Origin of the sequence: Variovorax davisae (assembly GCF_030316845.1) — a bacterium.
GTDB classification, from domain to species: domain Bacteria; phylum Pseudomonadota; class Gammaproteobacteria; order Burkholderiales; family Burkholderiaceae_C; genus Variovorax; species Variovorax davisae.
Map to the genome: position 1 here is coordinate 396,212 of NZ_JASZYS010000002.1, position 23,260 is coordinate 419,471.

Annotated in this window: 31 protein-coding genes; 16 read left to right on the forward strand and 15 right to left on the reverse strand. The window is 68.2% G+C overall.

Annotated features, from left to right (window positions below; translation table 11 throughout):
• Positions 1-17: 17 nt before the first annotated feature.
• The 7 genes from nudB (at position 18) to QTI33_RS06195 (ending at position 4,097) form a co-directional block, all read left to right on the forward strand.
• Positions 18-482 (forward strand): dihydroneopterin triphosphate diphosphatase, encoded by a 465-nt coding sequence (nudB, locus tag QTI33_RS06165; protein WP_286504900.1) that lies wholly within the window; start codon positions 18-20, stop codon positions 480-482.
• The gene (locus QTI33_RS06170; protein ID WP_286504901.1) at positions 482-1,240 is read left to right on the forward strand and encodes an endonuclease/exonuclease/phosphatase family protein; all 759 of its coding nucleotides are present in this window, start codon (positions 482-484) and stop codon (positions 1,238-1,240) included. Before nudB ends, QTI33_RS06170 begins: the two co-directional genes overlap by 1 nt.
• Positions 1,241-1,307: 67 nt before the next feature.
• Complete coding sequence (gene folE, locus QTI33_RS06175) at positions 1,308-2,039, forward strand: GTP cyclohydrolase I (protein ID WP_286504902.1); 732 nt, start codon at positions 1,308-1,310, stop codon at positions 2,037-2,039.
• 12 nt (positions 2,040-2,051) lie between these two features.
• Entirely contained in the window at positions 2,052-2,474 is a 423-nt protein-coding gene (locus QTI33_RS06180) for a BLUF domain-containing protein (RefSeq protein ID WP_286504903.1), read from the forward strand.
• A gap of 16 nt (positions 2,475-2,490) precedes the next feature.
• Entirely contained in the window at positions 2,491-3,345 is an 855-nt protein-coding gene (locus tag QTI33_RS06185) for a DUF429 domain-containing protein (protein ID WP_286504904.1), read from the forward strand.
• 120 nt (positions 3,346-3,465) lie between these two features.
• On the forward strand, positions 3,466-3,663 hold the full coding sequence (locus tag QTI33_RS06190) for a CsbD family protein (protein WP_286504905.1): 198 nt from the start codon (positions 3,466-3,468) through the stop codon (positions 3,661-3,663).
• Between the two features lie 20 nt (positions 3,664-3,683).
• Positions 3,684-4,097 (forward strand): BON domain-containing protein, encoded by a 414-nt coding sequence (locus QTI33_RS06195; RefSeq protein WP_286504906.1) that lies wholly within the window; start codon positions 3,684-3,686, stop codon positions 4,095-4,097.
• A 65-nt stretch (positions 4,098-4,162) separates the two neighbouring features.
• Here the strand turns inward: QTI33_RS06195 and QTI33_RS06200 are convergent, their stop codons facing one another.
• The 6 genes from QTI33_RS06200 to QTI33_RS06225 all read right to left on the reverse strand — a co-directional run bounded on the left by QTI33_RS06200 (position 4,163) and on the right by QTI33_RS06225 (position 7,653).
• The gene (locus QTI33_RS06200) at positions 4,163-4,708 is read right to left on the reverse strand and encodes a ferritin-like domain-containing protein (RefSeq protein WP_286504907.1); all 546 of its coding nucleotides are present in this window, start codon (positions 4,706-4,708) and stop codon (positions 4,163-4,165) included.
• Positions 4,705-5,151, reverse strand: a complete 447-nt coding sequence (locus QTI33_RS06205; protein WP_286504908.1) for a hypothetical protein — start codon at positions 5,149-5,151, stop codon at positions 4,705-4,707. The genes QTI33_RS06200 and QTI33_RS06205 overlap by 4 nt, the downstream gene beginning before the upstream one ends.
• Positions 5,141-5,521, reverse strand: coding sequence for a hypothetical protein (locus QTI33_RS06210; protein WP_286504909.1), 381 nt, complete (start codon positions 5,519-5,521; stop codon positions 5,141-5,143). Before QTI33_RS06210 ends, QTI33_RS06205 begins: the two co-directional genes overlap by 11 nt.
• Positions 5,522-5,547: 26 nt before the next feature.
• On the reverse strand, positions 5,548-5,922 hold the full coding sequence (locus tag QTI33_RS06215; protein WP_286504910.1) for a hypothetical protein: 375 nt from the start codon (positions 5,920-5,922) through the stop codon (positions 5,548-5,550).
• A 51-nt stretch (positions 5,923-5,973) separates the two neighbouring features.
• On the reverse strand, positions 5,974-6,138 hold the full coding sequence (locus QTI33_RS06220) for a DUF1328 domain-containing protein (protein WP_286504911.1): 165 nt from the start codon (positions 6,136-6,138) through the stop codon (positions 5,974-5,976).
• A gap of 174 nt (positions 6,139-6,312) precedes the next feature.
• A complete protein-coding gene (locus QTI33_RS06225) occupies positions 6,313-7,653 on the reverse strand; it encodes a CHASE3 domain-containing protein (RefSeq protein WP_444814812.1) in 1,341 nt (446 codons plus the stop codon).
• Between the two features lie 107 nt (positions 7,654-7,760).
• On the opposite strand from QTI33_RS06225, the gene QTI33_RS06230 reads away from it, so the two are divergent.
• On the forward strand, positions 7,761-8,393 hold the full coding sequence (locus QTI33_RS06230) for a response regulator (protein ID WP_028249172.1): 633 nt from the start codon (positions 7,761-7,763) through the stop codon (positions 8,391-8,393).
• A gap of 18 nt (positions 8,394-8,411) precedes the next feature.
• Here QTI33_RS06230 and QTI33_RS06235 read toward each other — a convergent pair whose 3' ends face one another.
• On the reverse strand, positions 8,412-8,816 hold the full coding sequence (locus QTI33_RS06235) for a response regulator (protein ID WP_286504912.1): 405 nt from the start codon (positions 8,814-8,816) through the stop codon (positions 8,412-8,414).
• A 275-nt stretch (positions 8,817-9,091) separates the two neighbouring features.
• Between QTI33_RS06235 and QTI33_RS06240 the strand changes: the two genes are divergently transcribed.
• Together QTI33_RS06240 and QTI33_RS06245 are read left to right on the forward strand one after the other, a co-directional pair.
• On the forward strand, positions 9,092-9,295 hold the full coding sequence (locus QTI33_RS06240; protein WP_286504913.1) for a hypothetical protein: 204 nt from the start codon (positions 9,092-9,094) through the stop codon (positions 9,293-9,295).
• Positions 9,296-9,300: 5 nt separating this feature from the next.
• Complete coding sequence (locus QTI33_RS06245) at positions 9,301-11,346, forward strand: AsmA family protein (RefSeq protein WP_286504914.1); 2,046 nt, start codon at positions 9,301-9,303, stop codon at positions 11,344-11,346.
• An 8-nt stretch (positions 11,347-11,354) separates the two neighbouring features.
• Here the strand turns inward: QTI33_RS06245 and QTI33_RS06250 are convergent, their stop codons facing one another.
• From QTI33_RS06250 to gpmA, 3 genes are all read right to left on the reverse strand, one after another.
• Positions 11,355-12,116 (reverse strand): HesA/MoeB/ThiF family protein, encoded by a 762-nt coding sequence (locus QTI33_RS06250; protein WP_286504915.1) that lies wholly within the window; start codon positions 12,114-12,116, stop codon positions 11,355-11,357.
• 53 nt (positions 12,117-12,169) lie between these two features.
• Positions 12,170-13,612, reverse strand: a complete 1,443-nt coding sequence (locus QTI33_RS06255; protein WP_286504916.1) for a S41 family peptidase — start codon at positions 13,610-13,612, stop codon at positions 12,170-12,172.
• Positions 13,613-13,711: 99 nt separating this feature from the next.
• Positions 13,712-14,455, reverse strand: coding sequence for a 2,3-diphosphoglycerate-dependent phosphoglycerate mutase (gene gpmA, locus QTI33_RS06260; RefSeq protein WP_286504917.1), 744 nt, complete (start codon positions 14,453-14,455; stop codon positions 13,712-13,714).
• A gap of 72 nt (positions 14,456-14,527) precedes the next feature.
• Here gpmA and QTI33_RS06265 point away from each other — a divergent pair, with 72 nt between their 5' ends.
• The 4 genes from QTI33_RS06265 to QTI33_RS06280 all read left to right on the forward strand — a co-directional run bounded on the left by QTI33_RS06265 (position 14,528) and on the right by QTI33_RS06280 (position 16,820).
• Positions 14,528-14,935, forward strand: coding sequence for a rhodanese-like domain-containing protein (locus tag QTI33_RS06265; RefSeq protein ID WP_286504918.1), 408 nt, complete (start codon positions 14,528-14,530; stop codon positions 14,933-14,935).
• A gap of 21 nt (positions 14,936-14,956) precedes the next feature.
• Positions 14,957-15,217, forward strand: coding sequence for a glutaredoxin 3 (grxC, locus tag QTI33_RS06270; RefSeq protein WP_286504919.1), 261 nt, complete (start codon positions 14,957-14,959; stop codon positions 15,215-15,217).
• A gap of 114 nt (positions 15,218-15,331) precedes the next feature.
• On the forward strand, positions 15,332-15,796 hold the full coding sequence (gene secB / locus QTI33_RS06275; protein ID WP_286504920.1) for a protein-export chaperone SecB: 465 nt from the start codon (positions 15,332-15,334) through the stop codon (positions 15,794-15,796).
• 22 nt (positions 15,797-15,818) lie between these two features.
• A complete protein-coding gene (locus QTI33_RS06280; RefSeq protein WP_286504921.1) occupies positions 15,819-16,820 on the forward strand; it encodes an NAD(P)H-dependent glycerol-3-phosphate dehydrogenase in 1,002 nt (333 codons plus the stop codon).
• A 27-nt stretch (positions 16,821-16,847) separates the two neighbouring features.
• Here the strand turns inward: QTI33_RS06280 and QTI33_RS06285 are convergent, their stop codons facing one another.
• Both QTI33_RS06285 and QTI33_RS06290 read right to left on the reverse strand, forming a co-directional pair.
• Entirely contained in the window at positions 16,848-17,645 is a 798-nt protein-coding gene (locus QTI33_RS06285; protein ID WP_286505140.1) for a segregation and condensation protein A, read from the reverse strand.
• 127 nt (positions 17,646-17,772) lie between these two features.
• Positions 17,773-17,979: a DUF3460 family protein gene (locus tag QTI33_RS06290; protein WP_286504922.1), complete on the reverse strand. Its 207-nt coding sequence runs from the start codon at positions 17,977-17,979 to the stop codon at positions 17,773-17,775.
• Between the two features lie 105 nt (positions 17,980-18,084).
• Between QTI33_RS06290 and QTI33_RS06295 the strand changes: the two genes are divergently transcribed.
• Positions 18,085-18,762 carry a hypothetical protein gene (locus QTI33_RS06295; protein WP_286504923.1) on the forward strand — a complete coding sequence of 226 codons (678 nt, stop codon included), beginning with the start codon at positions 18,085-18,087 and terminating at the stop codon, positions 18,760-18,762.
• Between the two features lie 12 nt (positions 18,763-18,774).
• Entirely contained in the window at positions 18,775-19,260 is a 486-nt protein-coding gene (locus tag QTI33_RS06300) for an outer membrane protein assembly factor BamE (RefSeq protein ID WP_444814813.1), read from the forward strand.
• 4 nt (positions 19,261-19,264) lie between these two features.
• Here QTI33_RS06300 and QTI33_RS06305 read toward each other — a convergent pair whose 3' ends face one another.
• From QTI33_RS06305 to metG, 3 genes are read right to left on the reverse strand one after another with little or no spacing between them, the layout of a single operon-like run.
• The gene (locus QTI33_RS06305) at positions 19,265-20,929 is read right to left on the reverse strand and encodes a SulP family inorganic anion transporter (RefSeq protein ID WP_286504924.1); all 1,665 of its coding nucleotides are present in this window, start codon (positions 20,927-20,929) and stop codon (positions 19,265-19,267) included.
• A 29-nt stretch (positions 20,930-20,958) separates the two neighbouring features.
• Positions 20,959-21,165, reverse strand: coding sequence for a hypothetical protein (locus tag QTI33_RS06310; protein ID WP_286504925.1), 207 nt, complete (start codon positions 21,163-21,165; stop codon positions 20,959-20,961).
• A gap of 9 nt (positions 21,166-21,174) precedes the next feature.
• Entirely contained in the window at positions 21,175-23,253 is a 2,079-nt protein-coding gene (gene metG / locus QTI33_RS06315) for a methionine--tRNA ligase (RefSeq protein WP_286504926.1), read from the reverse strand.
• Between the last annotated feature and the right edge of the window lie 7 nt (positions 23,254-23,260).

Genomic DNA, 23,260 nt, shown 5'->3' on the forward strand with positions numbered 1-23,260 from the left:
GTGATCAGCGGCGTGTGATGGACGGTCCCCGGTTCAAGATCCCCGAGTCGGTGCTGGTCGTGATCCACACGCCGGCGCTCGAGGTCCTGCTGATCCGGCGCACCGGCGACGACGAGCTCTGGCAGTCGGTCACCGGCAGCAAGGACTTCGACGACGAGCCGCTGGCGCGCACCGCCGCGCGCGAGGTCGAGGAAGAGACCGGCATCCCGTGCGGCGAGGGCAGCCCGCTGGCGCCGCGGCTGCTCGACTGGCAGCGGCGCAACGTCTACCCGATCCTGCCGCGCTGGCGCGCCCGCTACGCGCCGGGCGTGCGCGCCAACACCGAGCACCTGTTCAGCCTCTGCCTGCCGGCGCCGCTGGCGCCGCGGCTCGATCCTTGCGAGCACACGGCCTGGCGCTGGCTGCCCTACCGGGAGGCGGCAGCGGCCACTTTTTCCTCCACCAACGCCGCGGCCATCCTGCTGCTGCCACAATTTGCGTGATGAATCCTCCGGCGACCAGCTTCCGCGTAGCCACCTACAACATCCACAAGGGCGTGCAGGGCATCGGCCCCGCCAGGCGGCTGGAGATCCACAACCTCGGCCATGCGATCGAGCAGCTGGACGCCGATATCGTCTGCCTCCAGGAAGTCCGCAAGGTGAACCGCCAGGCGGCCGCGCGCTTCCATCGCTGGCCGGAGCTGCCGCAGGCGGACTTCCTTGCCCCGGAGGGCTACACGGCAGTCTACGAGACCAATGCGATCACCAAGCATGGGGAGCACGGCAACGCGCTGCTCACGCGCTGGCCGGTGCTGCGCAAGACCCACCAGGACATCTCGGACCACCGCTTCGAGCAGCGCGGAATGCTGCACGTGGCGATCGACCTCGACGGCCGCACGGTGCACACCATCGTGGTGCATCTGGGCCTGATCAAGGGCAGCCGGATCCGCCAGATCGCGCAGCTGCGCGAGTTCGTCGAGCGCGAGATCCCGCCGGGCGAGGCGCTGGTGGTGGCCGGCGATTTCAACGACTGGGGTGCGCGCATGCGCTATGCGATGAACGCCATGGGCATGCGCGACTCCAGCGACCTGCGCGGGCCGCGGACGCTGACCTACCCCTCGCGGCTGCCGGTCGCGCAGCTCGACTTCATCTACGGACGCCAGGTCGAGCCAGTCGCCTGCGTGGTGCCGCGCGGCCCGATCTGGGCCCGCATGTCCGACCACCTGCCGCTGGTGACCGACTTTTCGCTATCAAAACAATAGCTGCCTCGGCAGGCGGGGAGGGCGCCTTAGGGAGCTTGTGGGAATCCATTCGCTGATACGATGGCGCATGCTCAGGACCATCGACGCCGTACCGCGCCCCGCCGCAGGGGATGAAGACGAGGGCACGCCCGTGTCCGTGAAGATTCGCGAGCGTCTCCTCGCTGCCCGCAAGCGTTTCAACGCCAACGACAACATCGCCGAATTCATCGAGCCCGGCGAACTCGAAGGGCTGCTCGACGAGGTCGAGGGCAAGATGAAGGACGTGCTCGAGAGCCTGGTGATCGATCTCGACAACGACCACAACACCGGCAACACGGCCCGCCGCGTCGCCAAGATGTACGTCAACGAGGTCTTCAAGGGCCGCTATGTGCCGCCGCCCTCGCTGACCGAGTTCCCCAATGCGGAGCACCTCAACGAGCTGATGATCGTCGGCCCGATCACGGTGCGCAGCGCCTGCTCGCACCATTTCTGCCCGATCATCGGCAAGCTCTGGATCGGCGTCATGCCGAACGAGAAGACCAACGTGATCGGCCTGTCGAAGTACGCGCGGCTGGCCGAATGGGTCATGGGCCGGCCCCAGATCCAGGAAGAAGCCGTGGTGCAGCTGGCCGACCTGATCCAGGAAAAGACCCAGCCCGACGGCCTGGCGCTGGTGGTCGAGGCCGAGCACTTCTGCATGCAGTGGCGCGGCGTCAAGGAGATGGACAGCAAGATGATCAACTCGGTCATGCGCGGCGTCTTCCTGAAGGACCCCAACCTGCGGCGCGAATTCCTCTCCCTCCTTCCGCGCAAGCGCTGAGCCGGACACACCATGCTCGTACGCCTTCTCTACGCCAGCCGCGCGGTGGACACCAGCCAGGGTGCCATCGAGGCCATCCTCGCCCAATCGCGCTCGCACAACACCGCCTGCGGCGTCACCGGCATCCTCTGCTACGGGGCCGGCGTGTTCCTGCAGGCCATCGAGGGTGGCCGGGTGGCCATCAGCGAGCTCTACGGCCACATCCAGCGCGATCCGCGCCACAAGGACGTGGTGTTGCTGCACTACGAAGAAATCTCCGAGCGCCGCTTCGGCGGCTGGACCATGGGCCAGGTCAACCTGTCGAAGCTCAACGCCTCGACCCTGCTCAAGTACTCGGAGCGGCCGGAGCTCGACCCGTACGCGGTGTCGGGCAAGGTCTCGCTGGCGCTGCTCGAGGAACTGATGGCCACCGCCGCCATCGTCGGGCGCCACTGAAATCCCCGGTCTGCGGGTGCCACCCTCCGCATCTGCAGCGCCACTGCTCGGCTGCGATTTCTCGAGCGCGCCGACGGCGCGCAAGCCGATCGTGGTCGCGCTCGGCGCGGCCTGCGGCAGCCGGGTGGACCTGGCTGGCTTCGAGTCCTTCGCCGCGCTCGACGCCTGGGGGCACTGGCTGCGCACGCTCCCGGCCTGGGTGGGTGCCTTCGATCTCCCGTTCGGACTGCCGCGCGAGCTGGTGGTGCAACTCGGCTGGCCGCTGGCGTGGGAGGCGCTGATCGCCCACTATGCCGGCCTCGGGCGCGACGAGATCCGACGCACTTTCGCGGCCTTCTGCGCCGCCCGGCCGAGCGGCGGGAAGTTCGCGCACCGGCAGACCGATGGCCCGGCCGGATCCAGCCCCTCGATGAAATGGGTCAATCCGCCGGTGGCGTTCATGCTGCATGCCGGCGTGCCGCGGTTGCTGGCCGCCGGCGCCGCACTGCCCGGCCTGCACCCGCCGGGGCGGGTGGCGGGCGCGTCGCGCATCGCGTTGGAGGCCTACCCGGGCTTGCTGGCGCGCGAACTGATCGGCCGGCGCAGCTACAAGAGCGATGCGGCGCCTCGCCAGACCGTCGAGCGCCAGCAGGCGCGCGCCGACCTGCTGGCCGCGCTGGAGCGGGGCTGCGGAAGGCTCCGCCTGCGGCTCGCGCTGGCGCCGGGCGCGCGCGAGGCGTTGCTCGCCGACGCCACGGGCGACCGTCTCGACGCCGTCTTGTGCCTCATGCAGGCGGCCTGGGCCCAGGCCCGCCGCGACAGCCGCCCGGGCCCCGGCTACGGGCTGCCGGAGGCCATCGACCCGGTCGAGGGCTGGATCGTGACGGCCTGACTTCCCCTGGTCCTACAGCAGGACGAGCCGCTGCCCGCCGTGGCGACAGCGGCGTCGCACTAGATTGAAGGCAGTGGTTCGGTCGAACCACCGATTCATCCATTTTGCGAAGGAAACGCCATGAACAAGGACCAAGTGTCGGGCCGCGTCGAAGAGGCCAAGGGCAAGATCAAGGAAGTCGCGGGCAAGGTGACGGGCAGCGACAAGCTGCAGACCGAGGGCCTGGTCGACCAGGCCGCCGGCAAGGTGCAGAAGACCTATGGCGACGTGAAGGAAAAGACCAAGGACGCCCTGAAGAGCGATCCCCAGAACCCGTGACCGTGCGAAAGGAGCCATCCATGACCCCATCGAACACACCCAGCGGACGCGGCGCGCTGGCGTTGCTTCTGGCCGCCGGTGTTCTGGCCTTGGGTGCCTGCAACAAGACCGACGGCGACACCATGGGCAAGAAGGTCGACTCGGCCACCGCCAAGACCGAGCAGGCCGGCGCCGATGCGAAGGCCAAGACGGAATCGGCCGCGGCATCGGTGGCCGGCGCCGTGGACGATGCATCGATCACGGCGGCCGTATCGACGGGCCTGGCCAAGGATCCGGACCTGAGTGCGATCAAGATCGACGTCGACACCAAGGGCGGCCAGGTGACGTTGAGCGGACCCGCCCCCAACGCCGCCGCCAAGGCGCGTGCCGAGGAGATCGCGAAGTCCGTCAAGGGCGTGAGCACGGTCGACAACAAGCTCCAGGTGAAGATGTAGCCGCGCTGCGGCGTCCAGCAAAAAAGCCCGGTTGCCCGGGCTTTTTGCTGGCTGCGGCAACGCGATCAGTGGCCGAGCCAGTCCTTCAGTTCGTCGGCGTGCTCTTCCTCGTCGCTCAGGATCTCCTCCAGCATGCGACGGGTCGTCGGATCCTTGTCGCCGATCAGGACGATCATCTGGCGATAGGTTTCGATCGCGATGCGCTCGGCCACCAGGTTGGCGCGCACCATCGCCTGCAGTTCGAGCGACGCGTCGTATTGCGCGTGGCTGCGGCCTTGCAGGCTCTGGGGATTGAAGTCGGGCTCGCCGCCGAGCTGCACGATGCGCTCGGCGATCTTGTCCGCGTGCGCGGACTCTTCGTTGGCATGGACCAGGAATTCATCGGCGATGGCCGGCGAGGCCTCGCCGCTGGCGGTGAAATAGTGGCGCTTGTAGCGCAACACGCAGACCAGCTCGGTGGCCAGGGCGTCGTTGAGCAGCTTGACGATGTCGTCGCGCCAGGGCCCGTAGCTGGGGGTCACTGCGCCTTCGTCGAGGCTCGAGGAGGCCTTGTCGATCGCGGCCTGGTCGAGCTTCAGGGGTTCATGGCGTTCTTTGACGGCGGAGGTCATGGAGGATCCTTTCGTGGGTTTGCGTTTTTCTGCATCAGCGTCGTCACCATGTCGGCGACGTCGGATGTCTTGACGACCGCGGCGAGCACCGCGGTGATCGAGAGCAATCGCCACGGCTTGACCAGCACCACCAGGGCACCTGCGGCGGCGGCCGCGCCGACCAGCTTGGCCGGCTGCTCGCGCGCATAGCGATCGAGCAACGGGCGCGCGAGCTGGCCGGCCGCATTCGCCGGATGCCGGCGCCACCAGCGGCGCACCACCCCGCGGGCCACCGAAGACCAGGCGAAGTGGTCGAAGGCGGCCGGACGGACCGAAGGTGCGGGCAAGGCGTACAACTCGTCCCTGGCCGGCTCAGGGTGATCTCCTTGCAACTGGGCGACCAAGGCCCGGCGAGATAGCGCCAGCCGTTGCTGGGCGGTCAGAAGCTGGTGTTCAGCGGCCATGGCGTTCTCCGGCCACCCGCAGCGCCCGTACGTCCGCGTCGAGCTGAGTGCGCAGGTCGGCGAAGGCATGAAAAGGCCGGGGCCGCGCTGCGACGAGCGCCGAGACCAAGGCAATGAAGACCGCCACCCCGGGCACCGCCGCCAAGACCCAATGGAAGCTGCCATGCAGCACGCCGAGCATCACGGCAACGCCGATCAGGCCCAGCGCCAGCATGCCGCTGACAGCCGCGATCACGCCGGCCATTAGCTTCGAGATGAGCCCCTGGCTCGCAGCCTGGGATTCCTCCCGGATCAGCGCCCCGTAGTTGGCGAGATGCTCGGCGACGAGTTCCGGGTGACCGAGCACCGTGGAGACAATGGGATGGAACATGGTGCTGCGGCGGCCGGTGCGGGGGTTCAGTAATCGTCGCGACGGCGGCTCGCGAGGACGATCAGCGCCGTGATGGCGGCCCCGGCCGCGGCGGCGACAAGCACCGAGCGAACCGGCTGGTCGGCGATGTACTTGCCGGTGACATCGGCGGCGGCCTCCAGGCGTCGCTGGGCCCGGGCGCTGGTGGTCGAGGCGGCATCGAGGCCGCGCTGCACGGCCTGCTGGACCCGCGCCGCCAGCTGCTCCACGGCCGGTTCGGCATCGCGACGCAGGTCGCGCACCTTCTCGCCGGCCGCATTGACCGCGTTCTGCGCATAGGCCCGCGTGGTGTCGATCGCGTCGTTGGCCGTCTGGCGCGCATCCTCGGCGAGCTGTGCGGGCGTCTTGGTGTTCGTGTTCATGAAATGAGTCCTTCCGAAAGTTGATTGTTTGACCTGTCCATCGTAACGACGCTAGCCGCGTCGCATCAAGCCCGCGATGAAGCTCACGAGCGCCAGGACGAGGAAGATGACGAAGAGGATCTTCGCGATGCCCACGGCACTGGCCGCGATGCCGCCGAAGCCGAACAGCGCGGCGATCAAGGCGATGACCAGGAACACGACGGCGTAGTGCAACATGCTGACTCCTTTTCGAGGGAAGGCCCCGTGGGTGTGAAAACCAGCGCGTTCGCGTCCCGAACGGCCTGGCATCCACGTTAAGGGGATGGTCGCCGGGACCCTGTCAGCAGCAGCGGCCTGGGGGCGTAGGAGAGAACCGAAAGGGCGCGCGCCGGGGCCGCGCAGCCCGTTGCGTCAGGCCTGCCTGGCCGGCAGGATCGCGCTCAGGTGGGTGCCCTGGCCGGGCGTCGACGCCACGCTGAGCTTGCCCTTGGCGGCTTCGACCCGGTGCCGCATGCCGGCCAGGCCATGCGTCGACGGACGGGCGTGCCGGGTGTCGAAGCCCTTGCCGTTGTCGACCACCTCGACCACCACGTGGTTGCCGTAGTTCTTCATGACGATGCTGGCCTCGCTGGCCTGCGCGTACTTGCCGATGTTGGTCAGGCTCTCCTGCACCATCCGGTAGGCCGTCAGCTGGTTGTCCTCGTCGAGGTCGACCGGCTCCAGCACCATCTCGATCTCCATGCCCGACTGCTCGGCGAATTCGCGGCCGAGGATTTCCAGCGAAGCAACCAGACCCAGGTTGGACAGCGACGAAGGGCGCAGGTCCTCGATGATCCGGCGCTTGAGCGCGATGCCGCTGTTGAGCAGCTCGTTCAGGTGCTGCAGCCGCTGGGTGGCGTCGGGCGAATCGCTGAGCCTGGATTTCAGGCGCGCGACGTCCAGCTTGGCGGCCGTCAGCAGCGAGCCCAGTTCGTCGTGCAGCTCGCGCGCCAGGAAACCGCGCTCCGATTCGCGCACCTGCTGCAGGTGGGTGGCGAGTTCGCCCAGCGTCGCCGTGCGCTCGCGCACCTCGCCTTCGAGCGCGTTGCGCTCGCGCTGCAGGGCCTCCTGCTGCCGCTCGCCAACCAGGCGCAGCGCATGGGTCTGGCGCAGGTAGAGGTAGAACGCCAGCAGCCCTGCCAGCGTGACCAGGGTGATGCCGATGCGAGCCAGGCGCAGCGAGCGGGCGATCTGGAGCTGGCTGCGCGTCAGCTCTTCGTTGCTGATCGCGATCAGCTGCCCGACCTGCTGGCGGATGGCCTCCATCTCCTCGCGGCCGACGTCGGTGGTGATGACGAACTTCCAGGCGTCCTCGTTGCCGCTCTGGCGCAGGCGCACGCTCATCTCCATTTCGGCGAGCTTGCGCGCCACGTGCTTGGAGAGTTCGCCCACCCGCGTCAGCTCGGTGGGGCGCCTGGCGTAAAGGCCCTGGAGCGTGGCCAGGTTGCCCTCCACCTGCTTGACGGCGAGGTCATAGGGTTCGCGGTAGCGGGCTTCCCCTGTCAGCAGAAAGCCCCGCTGGCCCGTTTCGGCATCGAGGACGTTCTGCAGCACCAGGTTGAGCAGGCCGCGGGCCTTCTGCGCGTCGCCGACATCCTGCAGGGCGCGGTGCGACTGCTGGTAGCCTGCCTCGTTGATGCCCACCAGCGCCAGCGCCGCCAGGGCGGCGAGCGCCAGGCCGAGGGCCATCTTGGGAAAAGCTAACCAGCGCATGAGGTCTCCGAGCAATGCCTGCAGATCAAATTCGGGAATAATCGGATCCGACCAGGGACCGGCATGTTGCGACGCAAAAGGCCGCGAAACAAAGACGAAGGTAACAGATGATCAAGATCGGAATTGTGGACGACCACGCCATCGTGCGCTCCGGCTTGCGGCAGTTCTTCTCGGAGCATGTCGACCTGCGGGTGGTGGGTGAGGCGGCCAGCGGCCGCGAGGCGATCGAGCTGGTGCGGACCACCGAGCTCGACGTGTTGGTGATGGACCTCTCGATGCCTGGCCAAAGCGGGATCGACGCCCTGGCGATGATCCGCGCCAAGGCGCCCGACGTCGGCATCCTGATCCTCAGCGGCTATCCGGAAGAGCACTACGCGATGAACCTGATTCGCCAGGGCGCCAGCGGCTACCTGAACAAGGAGTGCGATCCGATCGAGATCGTCAATGCGATCCGCACCATCTCGCTCGGCCGGCGCTACATCACGCCGGCGGTGGCCGAACTGCTGGCGCGCCAACTCGACCGCAAGGACGACGCGGCGCCGCACGAGCAACTGTCGGAGCGGGAGTTTCAGGTGTTCCTCAAGCTGGCCAAGGGCGAAACCGCGGGCGACATCGCCAAGACGCTGTCGCTGTCGGTGAAGACGGTGAGCACCTACCGGACGCGGCTGATGGAGAAGATGAATCTTTCATCGAACAGCGACCTGACCTACTACGCGCTGAAGAACAAGCTGATCGATTGAACCTGCGCCCCGCGTCGGTCAGGAGCTGTTCTGCGAGACTCGCGGCGCCGACGACTGCTCGATGCAGAAGTCGATCAGCCCGTCGATCTCGTTGGATTTGTCGAACACCGCATCGACGCCGAACTGGGCGCAGCGTTTGCGGATGTCGGGGGTGGCGTAGTTGCTGAGCACCACCACCTTCTGGTTCGGCCGGCGCGCGCGGCAGGTCTGCAGCACGCCCAGCCCGCTGCCCTGCTTCAGGAACAGATCGACGATCGCCAGCTCCCAGTCGTCGGCATGGTCGGTCAGCCATTGGCTGGCCTCGGACTCGGTCTCTGCAAATCCGATGGCCGAAATGCACGTGAGCTCTTCCAAAGTGCCGACGAGGTTCTCTCGGATCGTGACGTTGTCTTCGACGATGTAGGTTTTCAATCTTGGGTCCATGAGAACCGCTGTCCCCCGGGCGCGCCTTGCTGGACTGGATTGTCCCCAAGGAAAGCCTGCAGTGGCAATGCTACGGATTTATCCGTCCGCATGATGAAGGTTTGCGCGGCCTGCGGCTGTAGGCGGGTTCTTACGCGCCGATGGGAATGCACCCGTAGGCGACGCCGTACAGCGTTTGCGCTCGGCCGCCGACCCGTCGCCGGCGCACCGGCATTCATGCTTGCATCCACTGGCGGCAGCCCGCCGTCCATTCCACAATCCTGCAAGGTGCGGTCATGAATATCATCTGGGGTTCCATCGCGATCGCTCTGCTGGCACTTGCCGGCGGTGTTGCAGTCGCTGGCGGGGAGCCGGCAATGGCAGAGTTGCGACTGGCCGAGGCCGCCACGATGGCGGCTGCCGCAGGGATCGCTGCCGTCGGCGTGAGCGAGGTTGCCCAGAGCGTCACCGCGGTGCATACGGGCTCGCCCATCGACTGATGCCCATGACCGCCGCGCCCGTCGCCTCCCCGCCGCGCCGTCGGCGCTGGGTGGCGGTCGGCGCGCTGGTTCTGGGACTCGTCGCCGCCTTCGTGCTGCTGGCGGCCTTTTTCCCGTGGGACACGCTGCGCGAACCGGTCAACCGCTACGTGAGCGAGAAGACGGGGCGAAAGTTCGAGATCACGCGCCATCTGGACGTTTCCCTGGGCTGGCGGCAGGCGACCGTCAAGATCGACGGCATCGAGTTCGCCAACCCTGCGTGGGCCCGGGACCCCTATCTGGTTCGGGCCGACAAGGCCGAGTTCGACATCCGCTTCTGGGAGTTGCTGCGCCGCCGCATCGTGCTGCCGCGACTGATGCTGAGCGGCCCTTCGCTCGGACTCGAAATGGAGGCGGACGGCCGCAAGACATGGGCGCTCGGCAAGGACAGTGCCGACCCGGGCACCATCCCGGTCATCGGCCTGATCCAGGTCGACGGCGGCAGCGTCGACTTCCTTGCCCAGGCGCAGGCGCTCGACCTGCACGCGGATTTCAGCTTCGACAGCAGCCGCGGCGACTTGCCGCTCGACTACCAGATCAAGGGCCGCTATCGGGGGCAGCCGATGTCCGCGGTGGGACGCACCGGCAACGTCTTGCAGCTGACTTCGGTGGGGCAGCCGCCGTTTCCGATCGAGATCGACCTGAAGGTCGCCCAGACCCGCCTGAAGGGCAAGGGGACGGTGGCCGAGCTGGCCGACCTCGACGGCCTCGATGCCCAGATCGAGATGCGGGGGCCGAACCTGGGCCGCCTCTATCCGGCCCTGGGCATCGCGCTGCCTCAGACGCCCCCTTACGCATTGAGCGGCAATCTGCGCAAGAACGGCGCGCTCTGGGAAGTGCGCGGCTTGAAGGGCCGCTTGGGCCTGTCGGACATCGGCGGCGACATGCAGTTCGACAAGTCGCAGCAGGTGCCGCACCTGGGCGGCACGCTGCGCTCGCGGGTCATGGACATGGACGATCTGGGCCCGCTGATCGGGTTGCCGCCAACCGCCCGCTCGGCCAACGCGGTCGAGGGCGTGGCCGCACCGCCCAGCATCGCCCAGCTCGACAAGCGCAAGCGCGACGACCCCGCGCGCAAGGTGCTGCCGGACGCGTCCCTGGATTTCGAGCGGCTGCGGGCCATGAACGCCGATGTCAGCTACACCGCGGAGCGGATCCAGAACGTGCGCGAGCTGCCGCTGGACAAGGGCAGCGTGCAGGTCAAGTTGAAGGACGGCGTGCTGACCCTCGACCCGCTCGATCTCGGCGTGGCCAGCGGCCGGATCGCCGGCGCGATCCGCATCGATGCAACGCAGAACCCGGCCGACATCCGCGCGGCGCTCGATATCCGCGGGATGCAGCTCAATCGGCTCATTCCGAAGGTCGAAACCCTGAAGACCAGTTTTGGAAAGCTCGACGGCCGGATCAACTTGTCCGGGCGCGGCAACTCGGTGGCGGCCTGGCTGGCCAACTCTTCCGGCGACGTCGCGGGGCTCACCGGGCGCGGCCAGTTCAGCAACCTGCTGCTCGAGTTCCTCGGTCTCGACGGCGGCGAGATCATCAAGTTCCTGCTCGAAGGCGACCACAACGTGGAACTGCGCTGCGCTGCCGTGGCCTTCGACGTGGAGAAAGGCGTGATGACCGGCCGCACCCTGCTGTTCGACACCAGCGACACGGTGTTCAATGGCACCGGCAGCATCAACCTGGCCGACGAGCGCATGGACCTCAGCGTCAAGCAGGAGCCGAAGGACAAGAGCATCCTGGCGCTGCGCACGCCGCTGCGGGTGCGCGGCACCTTCGCGGCGCCGAAGGCCGGCGTGGAGGTCGCGCCGCTGGCGGCCCGCGGCGCCGCGGCGCTGGCGCTGGCGGCGATCAATCCGCTGCTGGCGCTGGCCGCGACGGTCGAGACCGGCCCGGGCAAGGATGCGGACTGCACCGAAGTGCTGGCCGAGGCCAAGACGCCGTCATCGCGCGCCGCCAAGGCGGGCGCCGCCAAGGCCAAGCAGCAGCCGACCCCGGCGAGCGGCAGCTGAGCAGGCGCTCAGGGCGCTGGCGGGCGGTGGCCGCACACGCCGCAGGCGGGGTCGCGCGCGACGCCCAGCGTGTCGAAAGCCGTGCGCCGGCCGTCGAACATCAGCAGCCGACCCGCCAGCGACGGCGTGATGCCCGCCAGCAGCTTCAAGGCCTCGCTGGCCTGCAGGGTGCCGATGGTGCCGACCACCGGCGCGAAGACGCCCAGCACGGCGCAGCGGGTTTCCTCGAACTCGGCCTCCGGCGGGAACAGGCAGGCGTAGCAGGGCGAGGCCGGATCGCGGGTGTCGTAAACGCTGAGCTGGCCGTCGAAGCGGATCGCCGCCCCGGCCACCAGCGGCTTGCGATGGGCGACGCAGGCGCGGTTCACCGCCTGGCGGGTGGCGAAGTTGTCGCAGCAGTCGAGCACCACGTCGGCGCCGGCCACCAGGCGGTCGAGCAGGCCGGCGTCGGCGCGCAGGCGGTGGGTCTCGATCCGGATCTCGGGGTTGATGGCGCGCATCGCCTCGGCCGCCGACTCGACCTTCGGCATGCCGACGCGGGCGGTGGCGTGCGCGATCTGGCGCTGGAGGTTGGTGAGGTCGAGGTCGTCGTCGTCGACCACCGAAATGCGCCCGACGCCGGCCGCCGCCAGGTAGAGCAGGGCGGGCGAGCCGAGTCCGCCGGCGCCGATCACCAGCGCATGGGCGGCGCTCACGCGCGCCTGGCCGTCGATGCCGAATTCCTCCAGCAGGATGTGGCGCGAATAGCGCAGCAGGTCCTGGTCTTCCATGCGCCGCGCGCAACCGAGCGCCGGGGAGGGCCCCCTGGGGAGCCTGCCCGGGATCAGTTGTCCTTCTTCTCTTCCTTGTTGTCGACGATGACCTGGGTCTTGCTGACCAGCACCGGCTGGCCCTTCAGGCTCTTGACGGCCTGCGCCAGCGCGAAGTCGTCGGTGGCGCCGAACTCGGGCACCTTGCGGTCCTGCGGCGGCTTCTTCGCTTCTTCCTCGAGGCGCTTGCGGGCCTCGTCGCGGGCCTTCTCGCGCTCGGGGTCCTTGCTCTCGGGGCCCTGGCCGCTGGCCAGGTGCTTCTCGAGGTCGGCCTCGCGCATGCGCAGGGCGGCGAAGGGGCTGCCCTCGGCGCTCTCGTCGACCAGCACGTTGGGCACGATGCCCTTGGCCTGGATCGAGGTGCCGCTCGGCGTGTAGTAGCGCGCGGTCGTGATCTTGAGGCCGGTGTCCGGGCCCAGGGGCCGCACGGTCTGCACCGAGCCCTTGCCGAAGGTCTGGCTGCCCATGATGGTGGCGCGCTTGTGGTCCTGCAGGGCGCCGGCGACGATCTCGCTGGCCGAGGCGGAACCTTCGTTGACCAGCACCACCAGCGGCACGGTCTTGAGCGCGGCGGGCAGATTGCGCAGCGGGTCGCTGCCGGCGCGGCGCTGGTAGAACTCGGGCGCCGCCTTGTAGATCGACTTGCTCTCGGCCAACTGGCCGTCGGTCGACACCACCGTGACGTTCTCGGGCAGGAAGGCGGCCGAGATCGCGACCGCGGCGTCGAGCAGGCCGCCCGGGTCGTTGCGCAGGTCGAGCACCAGGCCCTTGAGGTTCGGGTCCTGCTTGTAGATCTCTTCGACCTTCTTGACGAAGTCGTCGACCGTGCGTTCCTGGAACTGCGACAGGCGGATCCAGGCGTAGCCCGGCTCCATGACCTTGCCGCGGACCGACTGGGTGCGGATCTCCTCGCGGGTGATCGTGACCGGGAAGGTGCGGTTCTCGTCCTTGCGGAAGATCGTCAGCAGCACCTTGGTGTTGGCCTCGCCGCGCATGCGCTTGACGGCCTCGTTGAGCGACAGGCCGCGCACCGCGGTGTCGTCGATCTTGGTGATCAGGTCGTTCGGCTTGAGGCCGGCGCGGAAGGCGGGCGAACCCTCGATCGGCGACACCACCTTGATCAGGCCGTCTTCCTGGGAGATCTCGATGCCGACGCCGACGAAGCGGCCGGTCGTGCCTTCGCGGAATTCCTTGAACGACTTCTTGTCGAAGTACTGCGAATGCGGGTCGAGCCCGGCGACCATGCCCGAGATCGCGTCCGAGATCAGCTTCTTCTCGTCCACCGGTTCGACGTAGTCGCTCTTGACCATGCCGAACACCGCAGCCAGTTGCTGCAATTCCTCGAGCGGCAGGGGAGCCAGCGATCCGCGCGCAACGGTTTGTAACGAGACGGTGGTCAGCACGCCGGCAAAGGCGCCCGCGGCGACCCAGCCGGTGATCTTCATTTTCTGGCCCATGTGAAAGTGTCCTTGTCGCCTGTCAAACCAATATACACAGCTTGGAAGCAAGTTGTCTGCCGGGGTTCCGCGACCCTTTGAACAAATTAAGAATATTTGTTACGCCTTGGCCTGCGACGCCACGGCGGCCACGGCCTTTTCGGCGGCGTCGGCGTCGCCCAGATAGTAGTGGCGCAGCGGCTTGAGTTCGTCGTCGAGTTCGTAGACCAGCGGAATGCCGTTGGGGATGTTCAGGCCCACGATGGCGTCGTCGGAGATGCCGTCGAGGTATTTCACCAGCGCCCGGATCGAATTGCCGTGCGCCGCCACCACCAGCCGCCGGCCGGCGCGGATCGCCGGCGCCATCGATTCGTTCCAGAACGGCAGCACCCGGGCCACCGTGTCCTTGAGGCATTCGGTCAGCGGCACCTGCTCCGGGGCCAGCTTGGCGTAGCGGACATCGCCGCGCTCGCTGCGCGGATCGTTGGGTTCCAGCGGCGGCGGCGGCGTGCCGTAGCTGCGGCGCCAGACCAGCACCTGCTCGTCGCCGTACTTCTTGGCCGTCTCGGCCTTGTTCAGGCCCTGCAGGCCGCCGTAGTGGCGCTCGTTGAGGCGCCAGGAATGAATCACGGGCAGCCAGGTGCGGTCGAGCTCGTCGAGCGTGTGCCAGAGCGTGCGGGTGGCGCGCTTGAGCACGCTGGTGTAGGCCACATCGAAGTCGTAGCCCTCGGCCTTGAGCAGCCGGCCGGCCTGCTTGGCCTGCTCGACGCCGGTCGGCGTGAGGTCGACATCGGTCCAGCCGGTGAAGCGGTTTTCGAGATTCCAGGTCGATTCGCCGTGGCGGATCAGTACCAGTTTGTGCATGGGAGAGGCCTTTGGGAACGCGTTCGGAAAGCCGACATTCTAAAATCCGGGGTTTGCCACTCAAGGAACACCGTGAAATTCATTGTCGACAACTGGATGCTGATCCTGATTGCGCTCAGCTCGGGCGGCATGCTGGCATGGCCGATGGTGCGCGGCGCCAACGCCGGTTCGCTCACGGCGCAGGGCGCGGTGCAGCTGATCAATCGCGAGCGTGCGGTGGTGGTCGACGTCCGCGAGCCGGAAGAGTTCGCCGCCGGCCACGTGACCGGCGCCAAGAACGTGCCGCTGAACCAGCTCGAGCAGAAGCTGCCGGGCGCGGTCAAGAACAAGTCGTTGCCTTTGTTGCTTGTCTGCGCAACGGGTGCGCGGGCCCAGCGCGCCGTGGCGACCGCCAAGAAGCTCGGCTACGAACAGGCCCAAGCCGTCGCCGGCGGACTCAAATCCTGGAAAGACGCTAACCTGCCGCTTGAAAAGGCCTGAACCCTCCACGAAATAGCCCCGATGCAAGCCGTCAAGATGTACACCACCGCCGTTTGCCCGTACTGCATTCGCGCGAAGCAAATCCTCAAGTCCAAGGGCGTCGAGCAGATCGAAGAGATCCGCATCGACAGCGATCCCCAGGCGCGCGCCACCATGATGGACCTCACGCGCCGGCGCACGGTGCCGCAGATCTTCATCGGCGAGACCCACGTCGGCGGCTGCGACGACCTGATCGCGCTCGACGGCCGCGGCGGCCTGACGCCGCTGTTGCAAGGCGCCTGAGCCTGTCGCCGGCCTGCCTTGCGGCCGGGCGATAATCGCCGGCTGACCCCTCAGAAGCCCGCTGCGGGAGCATTTCCCGGGCGGGCCTTGTTTTGATCCTCGAAAGTTAGAGCCATGGCCGACCAGCAATCCCAAGACCCCGTTTTCCAGATCCAGCGCGTCTACCTGAAGGACTTGTCGCTCGAACAGCCCAATTCGCCGGCCATCCTGCTGGAGCAGGAGCAGCCGACGGTCGACATCCAGCTCGGCGTCGACGCCCAGCCCGTGACCGACGGCATCTTCGAGATCACCGTGTCGGCCACCGTCCAGACCAAGATCGGCGACAAGACCGTGTTCCTGGTCGAGGCCAAGCAGGCCGGTATCTTCGAGATCCGCAACCTGCCGGAAGACCAGATGGGCCCGATCCTCGGCATCGCCTGCCCGCAGATCGTCTACCCGTACCTGCGCGGCAACGTGGCCGACGTTATCCAGCGCGGCGGCTTCCCGCCTGTGCACCTGGCCGAGATCAACTTCCAGGCCATGTTCGAACAGCAGCAGGCCCAGGCCGCCGGCCAGGCTTCGCCGATCGTCACGCAGTAAATCCGGCCACGCGCCCGCGCCGATGAAGATCTGCGTGCTCGGCGCCGGTGCCTGGGGCACGGCGCTGGCCATCAATGCCGCCGGCCGCCATGCGGTCACGCTCTGGGCCCGCGATGGCGCCCAAGCCCAGGCCATGGCGGTGGCGCGCGCCAACGCCCGCTACCTGCCGGGCTTTCCTTTCCCTGCGGCCCTGAACGTCGTCGCCGGACCTGCCGCGGTGGCGTTCGAAGGGGCCGAACTGGTGATCGTCGCGACGCCGATGGCGGCGCTGCGCGAACAGCTCGGCACCCTGCGCGAGCTGGCCTGTCCCGTGGCATGGCTGTCGAAGGGCGTCGAGCCGTCACAACCGGGATCCACCGACCTGGGGCTGCTGGCCCACGAGATCCAGGCCCGCGTGGCACCGGCGCTGAAGGCCGGCGTGCTGAGCGGACCGAGTTTCGCCCAGGAAGTGGCGCAGGGCCGGCCCACGGCGCTGGTCGCCGCCAGTCCCCTGGCGGCGGTGCGCGAGGCGCTGGTCGAGGCCTTTCACGGCCCCGCGCTGCGCGTCTACGCCAACGACGACATCGTGGGCGTCGAGGTCGGCGGCGCGGTCAAGAACGTGCTGGCGATCGCCACCGGCCTGGCCGACGGGCTGCAACTCGGCCTCAATGCCCGGGCCGCCCTGATCACCCGCGGATTGGCCGAGATGACGCGTTTCGGCCTCGCCATCGGTGCCCGCAGCGACACCTTCATGGGCCTGTCGGGGCTGGGCGACCTGGTCCTGACGGCCACCGGCGACCTGTCGCGCAACCGCAAGGTCGGGCTGCTGATGGCGCAGGGCCGCACGCTGTCGCAGGCGGTCGATTCGCTGGGCCACGTGGCCGAGGGGGTCTATTGCGCGCGCACCGTGGTCTTGCGGGCGCGCCATCTGGGGGTCGAGATGCCGATCTCCGACAGCGTGGTGGCCGTGCTGGATGGCCGCATGGCCCCGGCGGAAGCGGTGGCCGGCCTGATGGGCCGCGACCCGGGCGTCGAATCGGCCTGAGCCTGGCTGCGGCGCGGCCGCGAGCGCTCAGGCCGGCGAGTACGCCAGCCGCACGTAGATCGGCGCGAAGGCTTCGGCCTGCGTGATGTCGATCAGGGTTTCCTTGGCGAGTTCGAGCATCGCGATGAAGGTCACGATCAGCACCGGCGTCCCGCGCGTGACGTCGAACAGCTTCTCGAACTCGACGAACTGCCGCCCCTGCAGGTGCCGCAGCACGATGCTCATGTGCTCGCGCACGCTGAGCTCCTCGCGCGAAATCTTGTGGTGCTGGACCAGCTTGGCGCGCTTGAGGATGTCGGCCCAGGCGTCGCGCAGGTCGACCACGTTCATGTCCGGGAAGCGCGGCTTGAGCGACTGCTCGATGTAGACCTGGGCCTTCCAGAAGTCGCGCCCGGCCTGCGGCATGGCGCTCAGCGAGGCCGCCTGCAGCTTGGTCTGCTCGTACTCGAGCAGGCGTCGCACGAGTTCGGCGCGCGGGTCTTCGGCTTCCTCGCCCTCGGCCGACTTCTTGGGCGGCAGCAGCATGCGCGACTTGATCTCGATCAGCATCGCCGCCATCAGCAGGTATTCGGCGGCGAGTTCGAGGTTGGTCTGGCGGATCTCGTCGACGTAGCTCAGGTACTGGCGCGTCAGCCCCGCCATCGGGATGTCGAGGATGTTGAAATTCTGCTTGCGGATCAGGTAGAGCAGCAGGTCGAGCGGGCCTTCGAAGGCCTCGAGGAAGACCTGCAGCGCCTCCGGCGGGATGTAGAGGTCGTTCGGCAAGGCGAACAGGGGTTCGCCGTAGAGGCGGGCGAGGGCGACCTGGTCGATGACCTCGGGCATGGCGGCCAGCACGATGCTGCCGTCGTCCGCAATGACCTCTTCCGGCGCCGAGCGGATGTCGTCGGCCGGCGCGCCGCCATCGCCCTGGCGGCGGCCGCCGGAACCCGGAACGGCCCGGATGATCACCTTACTTGACGCGAGTCTGGTAGACGTAGGGCTGCTGGGGCACCTTGGCCTCGCTGTACTCCTCGAGCAGGCTGCGGTCGAGGTGCTTGTCCCACAGCAGGGCGCGGCCGGCGCGCTGCTCGGCCTCCAGCGTCGGCTTCTGCTCCTTCATCTGCTCGATGAAGTTGGTGATTTCGGACTGGTAGTGGGGACGGGCGAAGATGGACATGGCAATGGGACCTTTGGCGCGGATTTTACCGGGTGGAATCCGCCTTGAAGCGTTCCGACGCATGCGCTAGCGTGGCGGCTCCGATTCCAACCCAGGAGAATGCCGATGACGCGCCGCAATTCGATGGTCCTTGCCGCAGCCGCAGCCGCAGGGGTCGCCTTGCTGATGATCGGGTGCAGCAGCACCAAGCCCGCCACACCGCAGAGCAAAGCGAGCTTCTTCGTCACCAGCTCGAATCCGGGCAAGGGCGCCGACTTCGGCGGCCTGGCCGGCGCCGACCGCGTCTGCCAGAGCCTGGCGACCGCCGTGGGCGCCGGCGGGCGCACCTGGCGCGCCTACCTGAGCACCAGTGCGGCTGCAGGTGCGCCGGCGGTCAACGCGCGCGACCGCATCGGCACCGGCCCCTGGTACAACGTCAAGGGCGAGCTGATCGCGGCCAACGTCGACGAACTGCACGGCGCCAACAAGCTCACCAAGCAGACCGCGCTCACCGAAAAGGGCGACGGCGTGAGCGGCCGCGGCGATCCGGTCAACATGCACGACATCCTGACCGGCTCGACGCCCGACGGCCGCGCCTCCAGCGATGCCAAGGACACCACCTGCGGCAACTGGACCAAGGGCGGTGACGGCTCGGCGATCGTCGGCCACCACGATCGTACCGGGCTGGACGAGAGCGCGCCCGCCAAGTCCTGGAACTCCTCGCACGCGACGCAGGGCTGCAGCCTGGACGCGCTGAAGAAGACCGGCGGCAACGGCCTGCTGTTCTGCTTCGCGCAGAACTGACGGGCGGCACGGTTGCGCACGCGGATCGCGGTGGGCTGGCTGGCCGCGCTGCTGGCGCTCGCGGGTTGCGACCCGCAGCGCATCGCCGAGCTGGAGGAGGGCGTGGCGACCGAGGCCGACGTGCGCGCGCGCTTCGGCCAGCCGGAGAACATCTGGGATGCGCCCGACGGACGAGTGTTCGAATACAACCGCCAGCCGCAAGGCCAGAAGAACTACATGATCACGATCGGCCCCGACGGCCGCATGAAGGCCTTGCGCCAGGTGCTCACGCCGGAGAACTTCGCCCGGGTGAAGCCGGGGATGGCGATGGAGGACCTGCGCCGGCTGCTTGGAAAGCCGGCGCAGCGCATCCCCTACCCGCTGAAGAAGGAGACCGCCTGGGAATGGCGCTGGATGCAGCCGCCCAACTCGCCGATGGTGTTCACCGCGACGCTCGATGACGACCAGCGCGTGACGAGCGCGGGCTCTTCGCCCGATCGCAGCACCGAGGCGCCCTGATCGCTCATCCGGGGGCCGCGGCCGCCATCTCCGCCGCAAACCCCGAACGCTCGAAGGCCTCGCGCGGCTGGGCCTGCAGCGATTCCACCCGCAGCACCCCGCCGCGCTCGCGCACCGCCTTGTGCAGCTGGCGCAGCGCGTCCATGCCGGTGGCGTCGATCGAGAACAACTGCATGGCGTCGAGCACCACGGTCATGCCGCGCGGCGCGCGCTCGACGGCCGCCACCACCGGATCGAGCTTGGCGGCGGCGCCGAAGAACAGCGCGCCCTGCAGCCGGTAGGTCAGCACCGGCGGTTCCAGCGCGACCAGCTCGACCGAAAACAGCTGGCTCATGCGCCGCACGAACAGCGCGCAGGCCAGCACGATTCCCGCCTGCACCGCCACCGTGAGATCGAACACCACGGTGAGGAAGAAGGTGCCCAGCATCAGCAGCCGGTAGTGGCGGCTGAAGCGCCTCAGCATGGCCGGCGAGAACTCGCGCCATTCGCCCATGTTCCAGCCCACGGAGACGAGGATGCCGGCAAGCACCGCCAGCGGCACGTGCTGCGCGAGCGGCGCGGCGACCAGCACCACGGCCATCAAGGTGATCGCATGCACGATGCCCGCGATCGGCGAGGTGGCGCCGGCGCGCACGTTGGTCACGGTGCGCGCGATGGTGCCCGTGGCCGGCATGCCGCCGAAGAACGGCGCCACCGCGTTGGCGATGCCCTGCGCCATCAGCTCCTGGTTGGGATCGTGGCGCGGCAGGCCGCTGACCTGGTCGGCGACGCGTGCGCAGAGCAGCGACTCGATGGCGCCCAGCGCGGCGATGGTGAGGGTCGGCGTGACCAGCTGCTTGACCGTCTCCCAGGAGAAGTCGGGCAGCGCGAAAGCCGGCAGGCCCTGGGGGATCCCGCCGAATCGGGTGCCGATGGTCTCGACCTGCAGGTCGAAACCCCAGGACACCAGCGTCAGCGTGACCAGGGCCACGATCGGGCCCGGCACGCGGGAGCCGGCCTGCGCCGCGGCCGTGTTGGCGAAGCGGCCGAGCACGATGCGCACCGTCTGGCCGACGCGGGTCTTCTCGCGCAGCAGGTGCGGCCAGGCGAACAGGCCCACCAGGCAGGCCAGCCCGAGGCCGAACGCATACGGGTTGAAGGTGTCGAGGTGCGTGGCCAGCGTGTGCAGCTGCGAGAACATGTCGGCCGGCATCTTTTCGATCGACAAGCCGAGCCAGTCCTTGATCTGCGAGATCAGGATCAGTGCAGCGATGCCGTTGGTGAAGCCGATCACGATCGACACCGGCACGTAGCGCACCAGCGTGCCGAGCCGCAGCAGCCCCATCAGGAACAGCAGCAGGCCGGCGCAGGCCGTGGAAATCAGCAGGTTGGCCACGCCGTAGCGCTCGACGATGCCGTAGACGATCACGATGAAGGCGCCCGCCGGGCCGCCGATCTGCACCGCCGAGCCGCCGAGCGATGCGATCAGGAAGCCGGCGATGATCGCGGTCCAGATGCCGGCCTCGGGCTTCAGGCCGCTGGCGATCGCGAAGGCCATCGCCAGCGGCAGGGCGACGATGCCCACCGTGGCGCCGGCCCCGACGTCCTTCAGGAAGCGGCTCCTGTCGTAGCCCGCCAGCGCGTCGATCAGTCGAGGACGGAAGGCGGCGAGCTTCAGGGGCGAGGTCATGGCGCCATTGTGGACGCCGCGCGGGAGACTCAGTCGGAGCTGCCGGGCAGCACCGCATCGGCGGCGGCGCCGACCGCCTTGCCCGTGATGCGCACGGTGCCGATGGCGGCATCGGCCGCCAGCCCCACGGCGCCGGCACCGACGCTGACGGCGGTGCTGGCCACGCTGACCACCGCGCAGCCGGAGAGTGCCGTGCAGGCGGCCAGGGCGAGGAGCAGGACCAGGCGATGCGGCATGGTCGGCCCTCAGCGCACCCGCATGCCCGGGGTCGCGCCCGGCCAGGGCTCCAGCACGTGGATGCCCGGATTCGCCTTCTCGTCGGCGTGGCTGGCGGCCAGCACCATGCCCTCGGAAACGCCGAACTTCATCTTGCGCGGCGCCAGGTTGGCGACCAGCACCGTGAGCTTGCCGACCAGCTGCTCGGGCTGGTAGACCGAGGCGATGCCCGAGAACACGTTGCGCGTGCGGCCCTCGCCGGCGTCCAGCGTCAGGTGGAGCAGCTTGGTCGAGCCCTCGACCTTCTGGCAGGCGACGATCTTCGCGATGCGCAGGTCGATCTTGGCGAACTCGTCGATGGTGATGGTCGGCGCGATGCCTTCGCCGCCGGGCAGCTCGGTCGCGTCCGCGGGCGCGGCGGCTGGCTCGGGCGCTTCGAAGAGCTGGTCGAGTTGCTTCGCGTCGACCCGCTGCATCAGGTGCTTGTAGTCGTTGATCGCGTGGCCGGCGCCCAGCAGCCGGCCGGCGTCGGCCGACAGCAGCGGGGCGCAGCCCAGGAAGGCCTCGACCTGCGCGGCCAGCGCGGGCAGCACCGGCTTGAGGTAGATCGTCAGCAGGCGGAAGGCCTCGATGCAGGTGGTGCAGACGTCCTGCAGGCGGGCCTCCATGCCCTCTTTCTTGGCGAGTTCCCAGGGCTTGTTCTGGTCGACGTATTCGTTGACCTTGTCGGCCAGCAACATGATCTCGCGCAGCGCCCGGGCGAAGTCGCGGCTGTCGTAGAGCGCCTGCATCGGCGCCGAAGCCGATTGCAGCGACGCCAGCAGCGCGGCACCGTCGGCCGACGGCGTGCCCAGCTGGCCGCCGAAGCGCTTGGCGATGAAGCCCGCCGCGCGGCTCGCGATGTTGATGTACTTGCCGATCAGGTCGGCGTTGACGCGGGCGATGAAATCGTCGGGGTTGAAGTCGACGTCTTCCACCTTGGCATTGAGCTTGGCCGCGATGTAGTAGCGCATCCATTCGGGGTTCATGCCGATGGCCAGGTACTTGAGCGGGTCGATGCCGGTGCCGCGGCTCTTGCTCATCTTCTCGCCCGAGACCGTGATGAAGCCGTGCACGTTGACCTGGCTGGGCGTCTTGCGGCCGCTGAACTGCAGCATGGCGGGCCAGAACAGGGTGTGGAAGTAGACGATGTCCTTGCCGATGAAGTGCACCTGCTCCACCGCCGGGTCGGCGACGAAGTCGTCGAAGCCCTGCGCCGTGCGCGACGGCGCGTGCCAGTGGTTGGCGGCCTGTCCCTTGTCGAAGTGGTTCTTCAGGCTCGCGAGGTAGCCGACCGGCGCGTCGAGCCAGACGTAGAAGTACTTGCCCGGCGCGTCGGGGATCTCGATGCCGAAGTAAGGCGCCTCGCGCGAGATGTCCCAGTCGGCCATGCCGGCCTCGAACCACTCGCTGGCCTTGCGCGCCATCTCGGGCTGCAGCTTGCCGTCCTGGGTCCAGGTCTTGAGGAAGTCGACCACCTTCGGGTCGGACAGCTTGAAGAAGAAGTGCTCGGAACTGCGCAGCTCGGGCGTCGCGCCGGTCAGGGTCGAATAGGGGCTGATCAGCTCGGTAGGCGCGTAGACGCTGCTGCAGACCTCGCAAGCGTCGCCGTACTGGTCCTTGGCGTGGCACACCGGGCATTCGCCCTTGATGTAGCGGTCGGGCAGGAACATGCCCTTGACCGGGTCGTAGAACTGCTCGATGGTGCGGGTGGCGATCATGCCGCCGGCCTTGAGCTTGCGGTAGATGCCCTGGGCGAGCTCGGTGTTCTCGGCGCTGTCGGTCGAGTGCCAGTTGTCGAAGCGGATGTGGAAACCGTCGAGGTATTCGCGGCGCCCGGCGGCGATCTCGCCGACGAAGGCCTGCGGCGTCACGCCGGCCTTCTCGGCGGCGATCATGATCGGCGCGCCGTGCGCGTCGTCGGCCCCCACGAAATGCACCATGTGCCCCTGCATGCGCTGGAAGCGCACCCAGATGTCGGCCTGGATGTATTCCATGATGTGGCCGACGTGGAACTTGCCGTTGGCGTAGGGCAGGGCGGTGGTGACGAAGAGTTTGCGCTGGGACATAGGGGGT